This window comes from uncultured Methanobrevibacter sp. (genome assembly GCF_902769175.1).
In the GTDB taxonomy this organism is placed as follows: Archaea; Methanobacteriota; Methanobacteria; order Methanobacteriales; family Methanobacteriaceae; genus Methanobrevibacter.
The window spans coordinates 1-18,864 of sequence record NZ_CACXNW010000008.1 but is presented as its reverse complement, the minus strand read 5'-3'; the positions used below and the strand labels follow the sequence as shown (position 1 = coordinate 18,864).

Annotated in this window: 23 protein-coding genes; 2 read left to right on the top strand and 21 right to left on the bottom strand. The window is 32.5% G+C overall.

Annotated elements, in window-relative coordinates; genetic code table 11:
• Positions 1-100 precede the first annotated feature (100 nt).
• The 17 genes from QZV12_RS03630 to QZV12_RS03550 all read right to left on the bottom strand — a co-directional run bounded on the left by QZV12_RS03630 (position 101) and on the right by QZV12_RS03550 (position 12,037).
• Positions 101-1,099 carry a respiratory chain complex I subunit 1 family protein gene (locus QZV12_RS03630; protein ID WP_295617356.1) on the bottom strand — a complete coding sequence of 333 codons (999 nt, stop codon included), beginning with the start codon at positions 1,097-1,099 and terminating at the stop codon, positions 101-103.
• 158 nt (positions 1,100-1,257) lie between these two features.
• Positions 1,258-2,433, bottom strand: a complete 1,176-nt coding sequence (locus tag QZV12_RS03625; RefSeq protein ID WP_295617353.1) for a nickel-dependent hydrogenase large subunit — start codon at positions 2,431-2,433, stop codon at positions 1,258-1,260.
• Between the two features lie 24 nt (positions 2,434-2,457).
• Positions 2,458-2,904 carry an NADH-quinone oxidoreductase subunit B family protein gene (locus tag QZV12_RS03620; protein WP_295617350.1) on the bottom strand — a complete coding sequence of 149 codons (447 nt, stop codon included), beginning with the start codon at positions 2,902-2,904 and terminating at the stop codon, positions 2,458-2,460.
• The gene (locus QZV12_RS03615; protein ID WP_295617347.1) at positions 2,905-3,573 is read right to left on the bottom strand and encodes a 4Fe-4S binding protein; all 669 of its coding nucleotides are present in this window, start codon (positions 3,571-3,573) and stop codon (positions 2,905-2,907) included.
• A gap of 13 nt (positions 3,574-3,586) precedes the next feature.
• Positions 3,587-5,032 carry a 4Fe-4S binding protein gene (locus QZV12_RS03610; RefSeq protein ID WP_295617344.1) on the bottom strand — a complete coding sequence of 482 codons (1,446 nt, stop codon included), beginning with the start codon at positions 5,030-5,032 and terminating at the stop codon, positions 3,587-3,589.
• A gap of 53 nt (positions 5,033-5,085) precedes the next feature.
• The gene (locus tag QZV12_RS03605; RefSeq protein WP_295617341.1) at positions 5,086-5,355 is read right to left on the bottom strand and encodes an energy-converting hydrogenase B subunit J; all 270 of its coding nucleotides are present in this window, start codon (positions 5,353-5,355) and stop codon (positions 5,086-5,088) included.
• Positions 5,355-5,861 carry an MnhB domain-containing protein gene (locus QZV12_RS03600; RefSeq protein WP_295617338.1) on the bottom strand — a complete coding sequence of 169 codons (507 nt, stop codon included), beginning with the start codon at positions 5,859-5,861 and terminating at the stop codon, positions 5,355-5,357. The genes QZV12_RS03605 and QZV12_RS03600 overlap by 1 nt, the downstream gene beginning before the upstream one ends.
• A complete protein-coding gene (locus QZV12_RS03595; RefSeq protein WP_295617335.1) occupies positions 5,861-6,193 on the bottom strand; it encodes an EhbH in 333 nt (110 codons plus the stop codon). The genes QZV12_RS03600 and QZV12_RS03595 overlap by 1 nt, the downstream gene beginning before the upstream one ends.
• Complete coding sequence (locus QZV12_RS03590) at positions 6,186-6,521, bottom strand: energy-converting hydrogenase B subunit G EhbG (RefSeq protein ID WP_295617333.1); 336 nt, start codon at positions 6,519-6,521, stop codon at positions 6,186-6,188. The genes QZV12_RS03595 and QZV12_RS03590 overlap by 8 nt, the downstream gene beginning before the upstream one ends.
• Positions 6,521-8,002, bottom strand: coding sequence for an energy conserving hydrogenase EhbF (ehbF, locus tag QZV12_RS03585; RefSeq protein ID WP_295617330.1), 1,482 nt, complete (start codon positions 8,000-8,002; stop codon positions 6,521-6,523). Before ehbF ends, QZV12_RS03590 begins: the two co-directional genes overlap by 1 nt.
• Entirely contained in the window at positions 7,999-8,361 is a 363-nt protein-coding gene (locus QZV12_RS03580; protein ID WP_295617327.1) for a cation:proton antiporter subunit C, read from the bottom strand. Before QZV12_RS03580 ends, ehbF begins: the two co-directional genes overlap by 4 nt.
• Before the next feature lies 1 nt (position 8,362).
• Positions 8,363-8,596, bottom strand: a complete 234-nt coding sequence (locus tag QZV12_RS03575; RefSeq protein WP_394350717.1) for a DUF4040 domain-containing protein — start codon at positions 8,594-8,596, stop codon at positions 8,363-8,365.
• Positions 8,589-9,068: a cation:proton antiporter gene (locus tag QZV12_RS03570; protein WP_295617319.1), complete on the bottom strand. Its 480-nt coding sequence runs from the start codon at positions 9,066-9,068 to the stop codon at positions 8,589-8,591. The genes QZV12_RS03575 and QZV12_RS03570 overlap by 8 nt, the downstream gene beginning before the upstream one ends.
• Positions 9,065-9,316 (bottom strand): monovalent cation/H+ antiporter complex subunit F, encoded by a 252-nt coding sequence (locus tag QZV12_RS03565; protein ID WP_295617316.1) that lies wholly within the window; start codon positions 9,314-9,316, stop codon positions 9,065-9,067. Before QZV12_RS03565 ends, QZV12_RS03570 begins: the two co-directional genes overlap by 4 nt.
• 139 nt (positions 9,317-9,455) lie before the next feature.
• Positions 9,456-9,770 carry a Na+/H+ antiporter subunit E gene (locus QZV12_RS03560; protein WP_295617312.1) on the bottom strand — a complete coding sequence of 105 codons (315 nt, stop codon included), beginning with the start codon at positions 9,768-9,770 and terminating at the stop codon, positions 9,456-9,458.
• Positions 9,771-10,170: 400 nt separating this feature from the next.
• Positions 10,171-10,941 carry a metal-dependent hydrolase gene (locus tag QZV12_RS03555; RefSeq protein WP_295617309.1) on the bottom strand — a complete coding sequence of 257 codons (771 nt, stop codon included), beginning with the start codon at positions 10,939-10,941 and terminating at the stop codon, positions 10,171-10,173.
• 358 nt (positions 10,942-11,299) lie between these two features.
• A complete protein-coding gene (locus QZV12_RS03550; protein ID WP_295617306.1) occupies positions 11,300-12,037 on the bottom strand; it encodes a succinylglutamate desuccinylase/aspartoacylase family protein in 738 nt (245 codons plus the stop codon).
• A gap of 336 nt (positions 12,038-12,373) precedes the next feature.
• On the opposite strand from QZV12_RS03550, the gene QZV12_RS03545 reads away from it, so the two are divergent.
• Positions 12,374-13,549 carry an argininosuccinate synthase gene (locus QZV12_RS03545; RefSeq protein ID WP_295617302.1) on the top strand — a complete coding sequence of 392 codons (1,176 nt, stop codon included), beginning with the start codon at positions 12,374-12,376 and terminating at the stop codon, positions 13,547-13,549.
• A gap of 652 nt (positions 13,550-14,201) precedes the next feature.
• On the opposite strand, the gene sfsA is transcribed toward QZV12_RS03545, so the two are convergent.
• Together sfsA and QZV12_RS03535 are read right to left on the bottom strand one after the other, a co-directional pair.
• Positions 14,202-14,906, bottom strand: a complete 705-nt coding sequence (sfsA, locus tag QZV12_RS03540; RefSeq protein WP_295617299.1) for a DNA/RNA nuclease SfsA — start codon at positions 14,904-14,906, stop codon at positions 14,202-14,204.
• A gap of 44 nt (positions 14,907-14,950) precedes the next feature.
• A complete protein-coding gene (locus tag QZV12_RS03535; RefSeq protein WP_295617296.1) occupies positions 14,951-16,525 on the bottom strand; it encodes an NAD(P)H-hydrate dehydratase in 1,575 nt (524 codons plus the stop codon).
• 245 nt (positions 16,526-16,770) lie between these two features.
• On the opposite strand from QZV12_RS03535, the gene QZV12_RS03530 reads away from it, so the two are divergent.
• Positions 16,771-17,901 carry an NAD-binding protein gene (locus QZV12_RS03530; RefSeq protein WP_295617293.1) on the top strand — a complete coding sequence of 377 codons (1,131 nt, stop codon included), beginning with the start codon at positions 16,771-16,773 and terminating at the stop codon, positions 17,899-17,901.
• Between the two features lie 100 nt (positions 17,902-18,001).
• On the opposite strand, the gene QZV12_RS03525 is transcribed toward QZV12_RS03530, so the two are convergent.
• Together QZV12_RS03525 and QZV12_RS03520 are read right to left on the bottom strand one after the other, a co-directional pair.
• Positions 18,002-18,574 (bottom strand): transglutaminase family protein, encoded by a 573-nt coding sequence (locus tag QZV12_RS03525; protein ID WP_295617290.1) that lies wholly within the window; start codon positions 18,572-18,574, stop codon positions 18,002-18,004.
• 178 nt (positions 18,575-18,752) lie between these two features.
• Positions 18,753-18,854 (bottom strand): hypothetical protein, encoded by a 102-nt coding sequence (locus QZV12_RS03520; RefSeq protein ID WP_394350719.1) that lies wholly within the window; start codon positions 18,852-18,854, stop codon positions 18,753-18,755.
• Positions 18,855-18,864: the final 10 nt, after the last annotated feature.

Sequence of the window (18,864 nt, the reverse complement as noted above, 5' to 3'; positions counted from 1 at the left end):
CAATAAACTACCAAATCAAATTTTATAATTTTAATTCCAGAATGCAATAATAGCAATAGATTTAATATAAATGCATAGCCATAAATACACTGAACTTATATTAGAACAATGCAATAACAATAGCTAAAACTCCAAGTGCAGAACTGATTAAGACAGTAGGATATAACTGCTTGTTAGTGAATATTGGGGAGAATGCACTTACTATTGCCATGATAACTGGAAGCAATAAGGATACAATAATACATACAATGAATTTAAGTGAGAACAATTCTGGGGCAACTCCCAAGAATAGTACACAGTACATTAAACCTAAAGTAAATATTAAAAATCCTCTGGTCACATAAACAAAGGTACGATATTTAGAAGCAATTTCCATATATGGTCCTTCAATTACATCAGATTTGGCTTTGATATATGAAAATGGATATTCGTTTAATAAAATCATATATCCAATAAAGAACACCAATGTTCCTATAATACCTGCTAAAGTAAACAATACTGGTCCGTGAGCATGTTGATATGCAACAATTTCAGATAAGTAAATGCTTTTGGATAAGGCAGCAGGTATGAATAAAGCCAAATACAATGGGAATGAACCAAATATAATCATCCTAAGGGATCTGTTTGAACTGATATCCTCTATAGAGGATACAAGCAAATCTGTTCTTGCAGCACCTTTTGCATGGTCTGGGAATCTTAAGTTAATACTCATAACTGATTTTGATAAGGAACCCATTAAAACATAAGCAATTTCTTCAACTTTTAAAAATCCAACAATAGCTATTAAACTAGCTAATGCCATGAACTGATAGTTTTGTGGCATTAAAGCTAAGAATACAGCTAATACTACAATAAAACAAAGAATAGGCATTGCCTTGTATAATCCAGGAGCTGGAGAGTTTGGGCTGACATTCTCCTTATATAGGAATTTTATAGATGCCCATAGCCCCGGACTTGTAACTGGAGGCCCGATTCTTTGCTGAATCCTTGCATGAACATATTTTCTCTCAATTCCAGGAATTAAAACACCTATAAATAATGCTATTATAAGTGTTAATATAACTTCTAAAATTGAAATAAGTGATATTTCATAAGCCATTTTCCTTCCTCATAAATATTTTTTATTATAATATAAACATAATGAATTAATTAAATATTTCCATTTAATGAATAAAAGATTTGAAAAGTAAAAAATTCAAATCAAACAAATTTAATGAATAAAAAGATTTGAAAAGTAAAAAATTCAAATCATTTTATCTAATGAATATTAGACTTTAAAATTGATTTATCCAATTTGTTATTGTTTGTATCATAAACCTCTATTGCCCTGTCTGAACAGGTAAAGCATGGATCGCATTGCACAATGCATAATTGACCATCAGTGATGTGATTGCCAATAGCTGCATATTGCATAGCTCCAATATTAGTCATTGAAGGAGTTCTAATGATTGAGTGGCGAACCCTTCCATCTTCAATTGCATAGGAATGATACAATGTTCCTCTTGGAACTTCAATATAGCTTTCAATCATGCCAGTGTCAACCATTTCCCAAGACCTGTCAGTGATTTTGCCTTCAGGCAAGTCTCTTATGGCTTGGCGAACAATCTTGATAGCTTCAAATATTTCAAATACCCTCATAAGAAGCTGTGCCTTTACATCACAGGTGTCTTGAGTGATGATATCATAATCAAAGTTATCATATTCATACATGTCAGTTCTTAAATCTCTTTTTACACCAGTAGCACGTAATGTAGGACCACTAACAGCCAATTTAAGAGCCTGTTCCTGTGGAATGATACCAGTTCCGGTAATCCTTGATAAAACTATTGAATCATGAACGAATCTGTCTGCAAAGTCTGCAACATTCTTTTCAACCAAATCCATACCATCTAATATTCTGCGGATTCTATTGTCATCCAATTCACATCTTGGCCTTACACCGCCAATAATGGAACAGCCGTATTGAACACGGTTTCCTCCAATCATTCCTAAAAGGCCCATTATGGTTTCCCTAATGAAGAACACTCTCATGGAGAATGTTTCATGAGCTAAAGTTTCACAACCGTGGCCTAAATACAATAAGTGACTGTGCAACCTTTCCAGTTCACCAACGATTACACGAATGTAAACAGCTCTATCAGGGACTTCAACTCCAAGGCCTTTCTCAGCAGTTCTTACAGAATTCCATGTATGTGAATTGGAACAGATACCACAAATCTTTTCTGTAAGCATATTGGCTTTTTCCACTGGAAGACCTTCCATGATACGTTCAATACCTCTGTGGTTTACACCTATTGTGATTTCCGCATCCTTAATGATTTCATCTTCTACGAAAAATCTAACCCTATAAGGTTCTAAAGCAGCAGGGTGAACTGTACCCATCTGGATTTCAGTTTCTATAATTTCCTGCTTTTTAGCTTTTTTCTCTTCCATTCTATCCTCTCTTTAATATAATGATTAATCAGCATTTAACAAATGTGGCAAAGCTGCAACTACTCCTGCTAAAACATCTTGAGGCCTTACAGCACAACCTGGGACTTTTGCATCAACAGGTATGACATTATCAACTGGGCCTTCAATCTCTTCTGAAGGAATGTCACCATAACAATTCTTATAAACACCACCCATCACTGCACATGCACCTGCTGCAACAACAAGCTTTGAATTTGGAATGGCATTGTAAATGTCTTCCAATGGCTTTTTATTGTCATGGGTAACAGGTCCTGTAACAACAAGAATATCCGCTTCACGAGGGTTCCATGTCAAGAAAACACCATATTGTTCCATATCAAACTTAGGAGATAAAACAGCATTTACGATTTCAATATCACAGCCATTGCATCCTCCAGTATAAACCAGCATGATGTGAATGGCCTTTGATCTTGCAAGTGTTTTTAAACTCATTTATTCATCCCCCTCATCTGAACTTTCTTCAGCGGTTGAATCAGCTTCAACTGAAGCATTCTCATTAATTTCAGCACTTCTTTTAGCATCTTTCTCATACTTTTCATTTATATTATCCTGTATGTCCTTAATCTTAGATACCCTTTCAAGAGCTACTCCAACATTTTCAATTTCATCTGCATCATGCACAATATTTTCAGACAATAGTGATTTGTCCTGCAGGTATTGGGCAATGAAGGATATCTTATCTTGAGATATTTTAATAGGCTCTTCGAATAATTCAACAGTGTCAATATGGATTTCACCGACATTTCCAGGGTGAATGGTTCCAGCCTCTTCAAAGAATGAGTAAATCGGACAGAAATCATGACACCAGTAACATACAACACATTTTAAAGGGTCTAATTCTGGAACTTCGGTTTTAACCCATCCTTCCTTGATTTTAACAGGACTTTTCAAAGGCTTCATTGTAACTGCACCAGTTGGACAAACATTTGCACAACCTCCACAGCCTATGCAAGCAGCCTCATCCACCTTTTTGTCTGGCTCAACAGTTCCAGTCAAGATTGCATTACGGAGTTCCATATCTGTTACTCTATCAGATGCGAAAAGAATTCTTTTAAAATTTGTATAAGCTCCATTAAGCATTATTTTCAATACATCTTTCATTTATATCAAACTCCTAATTCACCCTATTAAATTCTCTTTCGAAAATAAATGATTTGGAAGGGCAAACGTTCATACATGCTCCACAATAAATACATTTATCATCATCGACAACAAATCTCAGATTCTTATTCTTTGTTCCGAGATTTATTTCTTCATTTGAAATGTCAACTGTATAGATTGCTTCTTCCGGACAGATATCCTTACATAATCCACATTTTACACATAAGTTTTCATCAATGTAATTGAATCCGCCAGAAATCTCATACTTTACGCTTGATGTCTTAGGTATTGCATCTTTAGGACAGTGCATTCCACAAGTCTCACACATGATACACTTATCCAAGTCAACATTGATTGAACCTCTTTTAAGACTGATTGCATCTACAGGACACAGTTCAACACAGACTCCACAGGAAATGCAGTCATCACTGACTTCACCATCCCAAGAGATTGGCTGGAAGTTTCTTGCATCCTCTTTACAAACGTTTACACATTTTCCACAAGATACACAGTATCCAAATAATTTATTGTCTTCACTTTCGGTTAAAGTTGAAACTGGACATTTGTATATTGCTTCAAGACGTTTCTCCTTATTCTCTTCAGTGTCCTCATCAAGTGATGGGTCATATCTTAAAGCATTTTCCTGCCTTATCAATGCCTTGCTGTCAAATGTTTCCTTACATAATCCACAGTTTAGACAGCAGACAATTGTTCCATCTTCATTTGAATATAATGTGTCACCTTTTGTGCTGCGTATGATCTTAAAGTCTTCAACAGACAATGCTTCATTTACACAATTCTCAACACAAGCTAAACATAATGTACAAAGGCTTTTGTCATAGAGGCCATCTTTTAGAGCACCTGTAGGGCAGACATCTTCACATACCTTACATCCTACACAGTATCCATCATCCTGAATGATCACTTCTATCGCTCTTGTAGGACAGTAATATGCACATCTTCCACATTTTACACATTTTTCTGCATCTGTCGCTACACAAATCCTTTCTACCTTATCAGATTTTACAGGAAGCTTCATGGTTTCTATCTTTTTAACTCCAGCACGATATCCTACTGTATTTGCAACCATTTTCAATGAATTGAGCAATATCATTTGCTTGTCTAAAACCATATGGTCTGTATCGACCCTTGCCTTTTTAGTACAAACATCTTCACAAACTCCACAACGTGAACAGATACCCTTTACAATTCCATTGTCAAGATGAATGCTTTCTATAGGGCAAGTGAATTCACAAACTCCACAACCATTACATTTTGCCCTATCTACAACATATCCTCCGTATTTATTTTCAAATATCGCATGATTTGGACAAGCTTCGAAGCAAGCACCACAACACATACAGCTAAAAGCCTTGTTATCAACAAAGCGTATTGCTTCACTAGGACAATTCCTTATACAATCTCCTTGTCCATCACACTTATTAGTTGTTAAATACATGATTCTTCTCCTTAATTATAAGTATCAATAATAATCAATCAATCCCAGGATTATTAATGATCTCCTTTCGCTCGTCCTCCTAACAATGCACTACCAATCAAAAGACCGAATATCGCTCCTAAGAATGTGGCGGCTATTGCCAAATCATTATAAACAGGGAATTGGCCTATGCCATATGCCATTAGAATAGCGCCAATGATAAGAGCAATTATTCCGCTTATTGTAAACTTAAAGCTATTTTCTAAGTTTAAATGGATTCTAGTACCTACAATAAATCCAAATATGACAGCAATAACTATTGGACCTAACACTAAAGCCACCATTATTCCTCCTCCGCTAATTTCTTGAATTTGGAAAATGCAATAACGATAGCACTTAATCCTACAAGAACCTTAAGTCCAACTGCAATGTTCAAATAAGGAACAATACCTGCATGAGTTACATCAGGATATGAAAATATTGCTGCAATAGCTTGAGGAACTGCACCATAAAGATTTCCACCGATATTGTATAGGAATGAACCGGTTAATGCAAGCCCTGCCAAACCGAGCAATACATAAGCTAAAGCAACAAGAGATTCTAAAGTGGAAATAAATCTATGAGACAATTTCAATGGAGTGTCATCAACGCCATAAACTATAACACAGAATATGATTCCTCCCGCAATCATAGCTCCACCTTGGAAACCTCCACCAGGAGTTATGTGACCTCCTAAAATGGTCATGATTCCTAAAGCAATCATAATGAATGCTATAGGGAGAGTCATGATTTTCAATATAGGGCTGCTGTCATCCTTATTCCAGTTTGGAGATTTTTTACCTTCTGCCATTATTCATCATCTCCTTCATTATCATTGACAGAATCAATGTCTGCATTAATGTTCTTATCTAAAATCTTTCCTTTTCCAAAGATAAGCAATACAACAAGTACTGCAGTAACAAGAATTAAAGATTCTCCCAATGTATCAAAACCTCTCCAATCAAAAACCACTAATGTAACCATGTTTGGAGCTAGCTGAGTTCCAATAGCATTATAAACTAAACTTATTCCAGGTTGTATCAGATTCTTGAATCCGTAAATTGCATCAAATAATGTGGATGCAAAGATAATTGCTGCAAAAAGCATGATTAAAGATCTGACACTAGCAATTTTATCAGACATATTTTAACCCCCAATAGATTACTGCAATTAGAATTCCAAGAGTTACAATAACATAGAATGTCATTTTCTCCAAGGAATCTGACTGTTCGGTTTTAATTTTACCTGCAAGAGGCATGTTAGTAAAGAATAAAACTGCAACAAGAATCACTACAACAACAGATGCGATTACGCTGATATGCATCAGGAATAATGCTGCAAGAATTAATGAAACAAATATCAGGAATTCAGCAGCTAATGCACCTGAAACATTGTCCATAGTTGTAGGGTCTTTAGAAAGACTGGATTTTAAGCCTTTAATTGAATCTAAGAATTTTTCATATAAAGCCATTAGATCAATCCTCCTGCAAATGGAATGAATACATCAGTTACTATATTTGGGAAAATACCTAAGATTAGGCAGATTAAAAGCAATACTGCAACAGAAAATACAGTAACCTTTGGAAATTTATCATGAGCAAATTTCAATTCTTTTGGTTTTGGCTGCAAGAATACTGTATGGAAAGCCTTTACAAAGGTGAAGAATATTACAACACTTACAATAATAGCCAAGATTGCAAGTTCAACATATCCTGCATCCAATGCTGCCTGCACAAGCATCAATTTGCTTTGGAATCCATTAAATGGAGGAACACCTGCCAATGCAAATCCGCCAAGCAATACCATTACTGCCATCTTTGAATCTACAGCAATCAAACCGCCTAATTTTCTTGTATCGGAAGTTTTTGTAAGGTAGTATACAGTACCAAAACCTATGAATAGCAAAGCAGTTATCACAATCTCATTTGTTGCTTGGAACAATGCTGCTGCAATGGAATTCTGTGTGCCTATACCAAAACCTAAAGCAATGAAACCTAATTCGCCTACAGCTAAAAATGCTATCATTCGTCTAAAGTCTACCTCCATTGCAGACATTGCTATGCTTAAAACCATCGCAAGAATAGCAAAGACGATTAAAGCTGTATTGAAATAAGGGATATAAGCAAATATCTTATACATTGCAAGTCCAAAGGCAAGCATGCATAAAACTGAGAAACCTTGCAATATCGCAGATCCATTTGGTCTTGCTTTTGAGTAAACTGCAGATTTGATGGTATGGAATGGAGGCAATCCTGCTGAATATAGCCATCCAAACAATATCAATGCAAAACCAATCACCAAGCTTGGAGAATATGGATTTACGAAATTATTGCTTATTGCATAAATTATATCATTGATGTTTACTGAACCGATTGTACCAAGGATGAATCCAATACCTAATAGGAGCATTGGTCCTCCAATAGCACCTAAAATCATGTACTTCATTGCAATTTCATAATTATCTTCAGTGCTTGAAGCTACAATGATACCTACTTGAGTCAAAGCAGTGATTTCAAAGAAAACATACATATTGAAAATATCGTTTGAAAGCATCAATGCAGTAACAGAGGCAATACCCATGAATATTAGATATAAGTATGGTCCAGATACGTTCTTTTTCTCACCGAAGTATGCAAGCACAGCTAAGAATGCAACAATGCCCATCAGGAATATTAAGATTCTTTCAATGTTTCCAAATATATAAACAATACCTGTATTGTAGCTTGCTGCAAGAGTGCCTAGCAAATTGGATGGAAGTGAGCTTGCCAATAGTGATGGGTTATGTCCACCGAAATATTGGACACCGACAGCTGCAAGAATGGCAATCAGTGGAATGACAATAGCCACCACTATGGATATTGCCTTTACAGCCTTGTCCTTTCCGCCAAAAATATTAACAATCAAAGCAGCTAAAATTGGAATAACGACCATTAAAGGAATTAGATAATTCATTTTTTATCCCCCATCATTTCAGATACGCTTAAGGTTCCATGCTTTCTATATAAAACCATAGCTAAAGCCAACATCACTGCTAAAGTACTTGCACCAATTACAATACTTGTAAGAACTAATGCTTGAGGCAAAGGATAAGCTGAATTTGCTGCAAACCAATCAGCAGTCATGCCAGGCAAGAAGATAGGCACTACGCCACCTGCCTTATATCCTAAGCAGATTAGGAATAGGTTTACTCCTTCCTCAATAAAAGCAATACCGATAATCTTCTTAATTAGATTATCAATGAAAATCGCTGCAAATAGTCCAATAATTATAAAAGCACCAGAAGCGAATAAAGAAGCCATTTGAAGATCCATACTATGCTCCCTCCCTTCTAGTTTTTAAAACAGCCAATGCGATAAATACCGGTACAATGGCCCCTTCTACAATAGCTTGAGTCAAAGCTACATCTGGAGCAAGCAAAAACTGGAATAAAATCGCTATACAAAATCCAGAAATACCAGTTAAAATAGCTGCTTTAAGCAAATCATTTTGTAAAAGTGCGATAATAGCGCTTACAACTGCAACAATAATTATTACCAATTCAATCATTGCCATCATCCCCACTTTCCTCTAAACTTTCATCAATACTTGAATCTTCACTTGAATCCAAATCCTCTTGAGAATCAGCTTCATCCCCAATAGGAACTTCTTCAGAGATCAGTTCAAATGCTTCATCCTCATCTAAAGCATCTTCAAGAATGGTCTCTTCAATATTTGGATTAAGTACAGGATTATTATGAGTATCTTCTCCATGGAAATAAGCATTAGCTAATGCATGAGCTAATAATGGAGCTAAGAATAAATAAATAAGAGCAAATAAAGGCTGTCCTAAAGCAAGGAATGCAATAATGCCTGCTACATCAACAATCCCTAAAATATGAATTCTAGCATAGACTACATTATCTAAGTTTCCATCAATTCTTAAAACACCTACTGATGCAATTATTATTAAAAGCGCAGAAATGATCAGTAAAATTGATTGAATTAAAATGATTATACCACTATCAATCCCAAACATCATTTAGCCCTCCTCATAACTGCTGCATAAGCTATTGTTCCAACAATACCTAATAAAAGCAATGCTAAAGCAATATCCTTAAAAAATCCGATATTATGGATTGTGCCTACTGTAAGGAGTAGTAAAGTAAGTGCTAAAGTAAATGAAGAAGTACCTATAAGTCCCATGGATGTAGATTTATATGTAATAATCCTCAAAGTTGCAAATGAAAATACAATCAATGCAATTATTAAAAAATACTCACCAAACAATAAAATATCCATTATCATCACATTCTATGATATATTAAATCACCAATAAACATAAATACAAATTGTATACAAAATGTTGAAATCATTAAATTATGAAATTAATCAATCGCTTATAAATTAAGATTAAAATTAAAGAAAATTATTCTAGCATTCCTTTTATGTAAGGTTCAAAAGGAATGATGTCTTTAACATCTCTTGGAGCAATAACTGCAACCTTAATGACTTGATTTTCACTATCCAAGTCTACAGATAAAGTTCCTGGAGTTAAAGTAATACTGTTAGCCAATATTGTTTGGGATATTGGTCTTTTCAATTCAGTATCAATATCAATCACAATAGGATCAAAAGAATTAGCTTTGACTATTCTTAAGCACATGTCTATTGTGGATTTGATAATTTCTAAAATAAGAACCACCAAATAAGCAATCGCATAATAAATTCTACTTAAAAACATTAAAATAACCCCATAATGTTTTAAATTACATATTTATAATAATAAAGAATTCTAATTAGTCAGATAGAACAATAAAATCATTGATAAACTTTAGAAAAACTGAATGATAATCTAAAAAAAAATCAATGAAAAAATTTCTACAGACCATAACAAATCATGATAAATTATCATAAATATTCATAATACTCCTTTTTACAAAATCCTCTTTAAAAAATATTGAAAAAGAGCACATATATTTATATATAAATATAGTAAAAAATCCAATTTTTTATTATATTATAAACACTATTATTTATCATGATTATTTATTATAAATCTTTTTATATTTTACATGAAATTGACACTATATAAATCAAATGTAATACTAAATTTATGAAAAATATTAAAAAATTAGTAAAAATTAGAGGAGATTAGCTAAAAAATAAAAGTAAAACAAGAGTTTGTTTGGAAACAATAAAACAAACATCACAAACAATGCAATAAGCAATGAAATGCCAAATTTCTTATGATATTCCCTATCGCTAAAGGAACTGAATGCCTTAACTCCAGCAGGAGTGAAGGAATCTAATGATATGTGGCTGGCCAATCCAAAAAAGATTGAAAATACAAGAAGAGTCAAATTTATTTTCAATGGGGAAATGAATCCCATATGGACAGATACAACAATCAAGGCAATTGCCACTAAGAAAATCGGATATAATCTTTTATTAAGAAACAATAAACCCAAAGTTATAATCAATATCAATAGAATCATCATGTTTCTTGGATTGTTGAAATCCAAATCATAAGAGGACAATCCTATTCCAAAGAATAAGAATAGTGATAGGAAAAGAGTTATTAGAAATGCTCCTAAAATAGAATGAGTAAATCCCCTATGGTTAGAAAGCAGAAATATGCCTCCTAAAAAAATTATGACCAAACCTAAGTAATATGGCAATCCCATGCAATAAAGAAACAGAGAAACTATTGCTCCAAGAGCAATGATTGTTATGACATGATTTCTTTTAAACTCATGGTCGAAATCGGGAATGTTTGCAGAGATTACCGCTAATGCAATAGCCAAAGGATCATAAAACATTATTAAAGAAAGAATAAATGCAAATATTGTATGGCCTTTATAAGAGGAAATACTAACACATCCTATTTTATAAACATATTTTAAAAAATTCAAAAAAACGATAATGAAGCTAATGTAAAATGTGTGATTTGATTAGTTAAAATATGTTTATTAATATTTTATTTTTTGCCAATATAAACTAAATGAGAGCATTTGAGAACTAATATTCATAGAAAGTTCACTATATATAAATAGCAATGAATGAGATTGAAATGAGACAATAAAAAAGACAAATCGATAAAGAGACAATGAAAAATATTAGAAAAATAGATAAAAATAGTTCGATTATAATAAAAAAATGAGGATTGGCTCATAATCAAACTGTTAAATTATAATAAAAAAATGAGGATTAACTCATAATAAAACAGTTAATTATAATAAATAAACTAAAAAATAGATGATTAACTCATAATCAATCAATTATGCCAAAATACTCTAAAAATGCAATCATTTGCAGATAAGACCTTTTGCAGATTTTCTCATTTGAATATCCAACTGCAGATAAAACCTCACAGGTTACAGAAGGAATCTGTTTCAAGTTGGATTCATCTTCAAGAGCCCCCTTAAATGGAATTCCTGCAACAGGATAAATAATCTTTTCAGAACCTACCTTTTTTGAAATAAAGTCTGCAATGTAAAAGCTTGCATTGCATGGATTTTGAGTACAGAATACACCTTCTTTTCCAGGATTTGAATTAGGGGCAGATGAATGAAAATCGCCTATGGCAGAAACATTCAATTCCATTGCCTTGTTTAAAATAAGATTTGTTACAGTATTAGGCAAATGTGAAGACCTGTTTAAGTCTATCCCATCAAAGTATCTTGAATTATCCATAGTGCTTTTTGGAGATGCAAATGGAATTATATATAGAGTTCCATTTAATTCCATGTGGAAAAGCTTGTCAATTAACCTTAAGGCTGCAATTTGAGGAGCCAATTCATTGCCGTGAACTCCTGCAACCATCATGACTTGAGGATAGCCATTTCCCATTTTAATCATTGGAGTTCCTTTAAGGGCTTGATTTATAATGAATTTAGAATTGTCTGATAAGTCAATATTATTAAAGATATTCCTATTTGCAGCGATAAATCCTCCTGCATCATAAGAAATTAATTCCAATTCCAAATTGTTCTTGTTTAATTCATCCATCAAATCACCTTTAAAGGACTCTAATAGGTTTCTAATAATTTAAATCATATCAATAAATAAGGTCACTGATAAGTTTCTAATAATTTAATCAGATTATTAATAAAAAACCTAAAAAAGTTTCTAATAATTTAAATCATACCAAATTAATAAAGAACCTTAATAAGTTTCTTATAATTTAAATCATGTAAAAATAAAGATTACAGTAATAATTTTATAGTTTCTTTTATTTAAACTTAAAATTATATATAATAAAGAACATAACTTATAATGTTATACTAATTAACAAAGACATTTTAAATAAACTTTATTGATTATAAAAATATAAAAAGTGATATTATGGAAAAAGTCGTTCTTGCATTCAGTGGAGGGTTAGACACCACTGTATGTGTCAAATTATTAGAAGAAAAATATAATTATGAAGTCGTTACTGCATGTGTTGACGTTGGTCAACCACCAGAAGAATTGCAAAAATCCCAAAATTCTGCAGATAAAATCAATGCTGGAAAACACTACATTATTGATGCTAAAGATGAATTTGCAAATGAATACATTGCAAGAGGAATCAAAGCAAATGCAGAATATGAAGGTTACCCATTAAGCACTGCACTTGCAAGACCTTTAATTGCAATGAAAATCATTGAAATTGCAGATAAGGAAGGAGCAACTGCAATTGCACACGGATGTACAGGTAAAGGAAACGACCAATTCAGATTTGAAGCAATCATAAGATCCATGTCTGACTATAAAATCATTGCACCTATCAGAGAAATGAACATTACAAGAACTGAAGAAGTTGCTTATGCAAAAGAGCATGGACTTAATTTAGCTTATGATAAAATTTACAGTATAGATGAAAACCTTTGGGGAAGAGCTATTGAAGGGGATGTGCTTGAAGACCCTGCTAATGAGCCACCTGAAGAAATCTACGAATGGACCAAATCTGCTGAAGATGCAAAAGACACTCCTACTAAAGTAAGAATTGAATTTGAAGAAGGAGTTCCAGTAGCTATCGATGGAGAAATGATGGGACTTGTAGACTTAATCAACAAGGCAAATGAAATTGCTGGTGAAAATGGTGTCGGTAGAGTGGACATCATTGAAAACAGAATGATTGGTCTTAAAAGCAGAGAAACCTATGAAGTGCCAGGTGCTAAATTATTGATTGCAGCCCACAAGGCATTAGAACAATTGGTCTTAACTGTAGATGAATTAAGATTTGCAGATTACATGAGCACTTTATATGCGGATTTAGTTTACGAAGCATTATGGCAAGAACCTTTAAGAGAAGACTTAGACCAAGCTTTCGACCATATGCAAAGAAGAGTTAGCGGAGAAGTTGTAATGAAATTATTCAAAGGTTCCATTCAACCATTAAGCAGAAAATCACCTTTCAGCTTACACAGCATTGAACAAATCACCTTTGAAGACAAAGAAACCGATCAAAGTGAAATCGAAGGTATGATTAAATACCACGGTCTCCAAGCTGCTAACTATCAAAAATTAAATAGATAATTAATTTTATCTATTTTTATTTCTTTTTTTATCAAATTTTATCATTTATTATAATTTTTCCAATTATAAATGAGATTTTAACTTTTTTCTGTAACTAGTTTTAAACTTAATTAAAAAAATTATAAAAAAAATTAAATTAACTCTAATAACTAGTTTTAAACTTAATTAAAAAAATTATAAAAATACAAAAAATTTAACTTATTTCTAATAACTAGTTTAAATCTTAATTAAATAAATTTAAAAATATTTATTATGAAAAAATTCATTAAAGCTAAAAAAATAGTATGTATAGACAAAAACTTTATTAATATGAAAAAATATAATATAATCCGAGAATAATATGTACTCAATTACATATCACCCCTTTACATATGTTTTTTTTAAAAATTAAACCTTTGCATATTATTCTCGCTTTCTTTAAACTATTTTTGATTAATTTTAATTTTAAGAGTTTATTTACTATTTAAATCTTTTTTAAAAAGTTATACTTAACTTAATTAATATTTTGTTCGCAAAATTAGGAATGAAAAAACGATTGATAAAAAAATTAAAAAAATTTTTGAATAAACATAAAAATTTAAAAAAAAGACATGGGAATAAAATAATAATTTAAAAATAAGATATGGGAAATATTAAAATTTAAAAAAAAAAACTACTTTTCTAAATCAAAGTCTAAAGAACTTCCAACCAATTCAATATGTTCCAATGTGTTTTCTGTTTTATAGACAAGTATTTCCACACCTTCAGAATATGCTTTTTTTAAAGTCTCGGAAAATTTAGGATCATTTTCCCAATTAGGTCTAAAACTATTTCCATTTGGGTGCTCAATCAAGAAGAATACCACTGATCTGATTCCTTGCTTTTTTAGAGAAATAAGCTCTTCCAAATGTTTTCTGCCCCTTTCAGTAGGAGCATCTGGAAATTGTGCAATTCCATCCTTGATTAAAGTAACGGACTTTACTTCAACATATGTTTCATCAATAGGAGCATCATGGTCAGAATTAGCTAAATAAATGTCAATTCTTGAATTGCCTATTGTCTTTTCAGATTCTAAAATGGAATATCCTGAAAGCTCTTTTATCTTTCCTTTTTTAATTGCATCAAAGACAATCTTATTTGCCTGTTGGGAAAACATAGCTACAAGCGCCCCTTTATTCTCAACCAAATACAAGGAATATTTGGTTTTCCTATTAGGATTATCGCTTGGCTTAAGATAAACTGTTGTTCCATCAATTAACAGCTCTTTGCATCTGCCAGTATTTGGCAAGTGTGCCTTTACTATCTCTCCATCAATTTCCACTTCTGCAATAAATCGATTTGCCCTATTCCTAAATATTGCCTTAACCAAATCAGTCAATTAAATCACTCAAATATCAAAAATAATAATTTCTTTTAAATAAATTAATCAATCAAACCACTCATCACTGCACCTAAGTACTGGGTCAAGTCCTGTGCCCCAAATCCATATCCTTGAGATTCATAAGCTAAATCCCCTGCTCTGCCATTGAGATAAGGGGCAAGCAATGCTGCATCAAAACTATTTAATCCTTGAGAGAGCAAACTTAAGCAAATTCCTGCCAATGCATCTCCTGTACCTCCGACAGTCATTCCAGGATTTCCAGTTCTGTTAATCTTCAACCTATTTCCATTAAATACAAAATCGTATTTTCCCTTTAAGATGACAGAACCATTGATGTTTTTTGTAATTTTATGGATTGCATCAATCTTGTCATTGACTTTTCTAAAGTCCAAATGTTCTTTGTCATTTAAATTCAATGCCTTTTCAAAATCATCCATATCCTCATTTGAAATAAGTGATTTAAAGAAGGACTTGAATTCAGAGGCATGTGGTGTGATAATCAAATCTTCCCTTTTGGAAACAAGGGATAAATCCACTAATTTTAAGGCATCAGCATCTAAAACCAATGGCTTGTCAATTTTCATTGCCAAAACATTGAATAATTTAGCTGTTTCTTCCATTTGACTGGAACCCGGACCTAATAAAACGGCATCAACCTTAGATGCAAGTTCTAAAATATCTTCTAAATCCTCAAGAGATAGATAATCTCCTTTTGCTTCAGTTACAATAAAGTCTTCAGAAAATGACTTGATAGGAATAGCTGCATTCTTTGGAGTGTAAATGTAAGTCAAGTCAACACCAGTTGCAATAGCTGCCTTTGCAGAAATAGCTGGTGCACCATAATAATCCTTGCTTCCTCCAACAATCAAGACTTTGCCATTGTTTCCTTTGTGAGAATCATTTTTTCTATTCTTTAATCTGAGTAAATCTCCACCTTCAACAAACAATTCAGCTTCAAGAGGAATTCCAATATCACAGGTGATTACTCCTCCAGTCTTTTCCTCACCAGCCAATTTGACACCAGTTTTGATTTTGTGAAAGCTTACAGTGTAATCTGCATCTACAGCAATGTCTGATATTTCCCCAGTTAATGGATCCAAACCTGAAGGAGCATCCACCGCTATCTTTATACCTTCTATCTCATTAATCAATTCCACTGTTTTTCTGACCTTAGTCCTTAGCCTTCCCTTAATTCCAGTTCCAAGCAAGCAGTCAAGGACAATATATTCGCTATTGGAATCAAAATCAAGCTTGTCCAAATCAGATGAATCCTTAATGAAATCAACAGACAAACGTGAAATTCTTGGTTCCATATTCATCAATATTTCAAGATTTACCAATGCATCATCAGACTTGATCTCATCTAAGGAATTCAAGTAATAAACTTCCACTTCAAAGCCTCTATTCAATAAATGTCTTGCTGCAACAAAACCATCTCCACCATTTCCACCAGAACCTGTAAAGATCAGGATTTTTACAGGCTTTGAAAACTTGAAAGTTGAAAGGGTTGCTACCTCATCTGATAATGATTTACCTGCATTCTCCATCAAACACAATCGAGAAAGGCCTAAATACTCACAATTATAATCTGTTGTCATCATATCTATTGGATCCATTATTACACCTTCGAATTAAATTATTGAAATGACTATTTTTAAAAAATTACATTCTTAAAAATGAATTAAATTAATAATAAACATTTAAAAAATTACATTCTTAAAAATGAATTAAATTAATAATAAACATTATATTATATAATCATACTAATAATTAAATATAAGGACAATAAAACTGAAGATGAGAAAATTTTTAAAAATTTAAATTTGAGAAAAAGGGAAATTAAACTCCAATGAGGCATAAAATGAAATACCTGGAAATCTTATTGAAGAGTATTAAAAAAGACAAAAGAGGAATTATTGGCGTCCTCATAATTGTTATATTTTTATTATATGGTATTTTAGGATCCATTTATATCATGAAGCTGAACATATACGATTCAATATATTACACCATAATTACTATTGCTACTGTAGGATACGGAGACATTATTCCTATTACTCCATTACAAAAGATTTTTAGTGTAACAGTTGCCCTCTCTGGAGTAGGAATCATAGCATATATTTTTACATACATCATTAGTTCAGTTACAGAAAACCTACAGGACATTAGGAGTGGAAGAATTATGGAAAGGAAATTAGCTGAAATGGAAAATCATTATATATTATGCGGTTTTGGAAGAGTAGGTGTCGCAGTTTACGAAGAATTAATGAAAAGAAACCAAAAGGTAATTATCATTGAAAAAAACGAAGAGAAACTAGAGGATATTGAAGATAATGGCAATGTAATTGCACTTCATAGAAATGCAACAGAGGACAAAACCCTTAAAAAGCTCAATATTGACAAGTCCTTAGGAGTGATTGTAACAACTGGAAGTGATGTTGACAACTTATTCATTGTCCTTACAACAAGGGAATTGTATAATGATTCTTGGATTATTTCAAGGGCAAGCAAAAAGGAAAACGTTAACAGATTAAAGCATGCAGGTGCAAATAAGGTAATTTCCCCTGAAGCAAGTGGTGGAACAGATATTTACTTCGCTGCTGTAGAGCCTAATTTAGTCCACATCACCGAAAAGCATGGTGTGGATTACATTGGAAAGGAAATGGAAATTCTTAGAAAATACAATTGCCATCTTGAGAATATAGAATATCATTTCCATGGTATCAAAACTCCTGTTTCAAGAACCATTGGAGTTATGGATGAAAGCGAAGAGGACAGTTTCATTGAAAAAATCAATACCAATAAGAATGTTAGGGAATCATTGGAAACCATTTACAGCACTGTAAACGAAGTTCATTCCCATTGGCTATCAGGTCCAGATAAATCCTATTTAGATAAGGCTATTGAAGAGCTTAAAAAAGAAGGAATTGTTTTGGGAGTTAATTTAAGCTTTGATGAAATAAATGAGTTTACTAAACAATTTAAAGAGTAAACTCTTAACTCTTTTTTAATAATCTCAAGGATGAAATAAATGAGTTTACTAAACAATTTAAAGAGTAAACTCTTAACTCTTTTTTTATAATCTCAAGGAATTAAAACTCAAAATCTATTTTCATTTCCATTAGATTCTCAGTTTCTTCAAGTTTATTAACTAGTCTTTCCTCTAAATCAGGATTGTTGTCATTATAATCGATTTCTCCAAATTCCTTTCGTGGTGAGAAAGCCAAGCAATCTTTTTCTAAACTAAACTCATCATTAGCATTTCCGACATTTCCACGAGCATCAAGTCTAATCCACTTATTTAAATCTTCAATATAGACTGTATTCAATGCATGGACCATATGACCTAAACTATCATCTTCAGCTAATGTAAGGAGTTGATAGCTGATTCCAGATGGAATTCCATTTGCTCTAAGAAGTGCTGCAAGAAGACATGATTTTGTCCAGCATATCCCAGTCTTATTTATTAATACATCACTGGCTGTCCTTGAAACTATACTTGTTTGTATATCCCAGGAGTGTGGAATTTCATCTCTGACAAAGATATAAGCTCTTTTAATATAATCTGCATCATCACATGATTGATCTTTTAATTTCTGAACCTTTTCTTGAATATGTGGATTCATATAATCAATGCTTTTTGTCTCAATCAAATATTCATTCATTCGACCATTCCCCCAACTAAAAAATTAAAATGCAATGCAAAAAAAAATTTGTTAAAAATAGATATAAATAGATAATAATAAAAAAAGAAAAAGAGTGAGATAATGAAATTATCTCAAAATATTAATACACCATCTTAAACTAATGTACTAATTAAATTAAATTTAATAAGCTACAGACTTATTCGAATAAGTCGTGTAATTTCATGATGTAAGCACCTAACTTACCGTCGAAGTTACCTGCACTAATTTCAAGTACACCATCAACAGTACAAGCTGCCATAATACCAGCT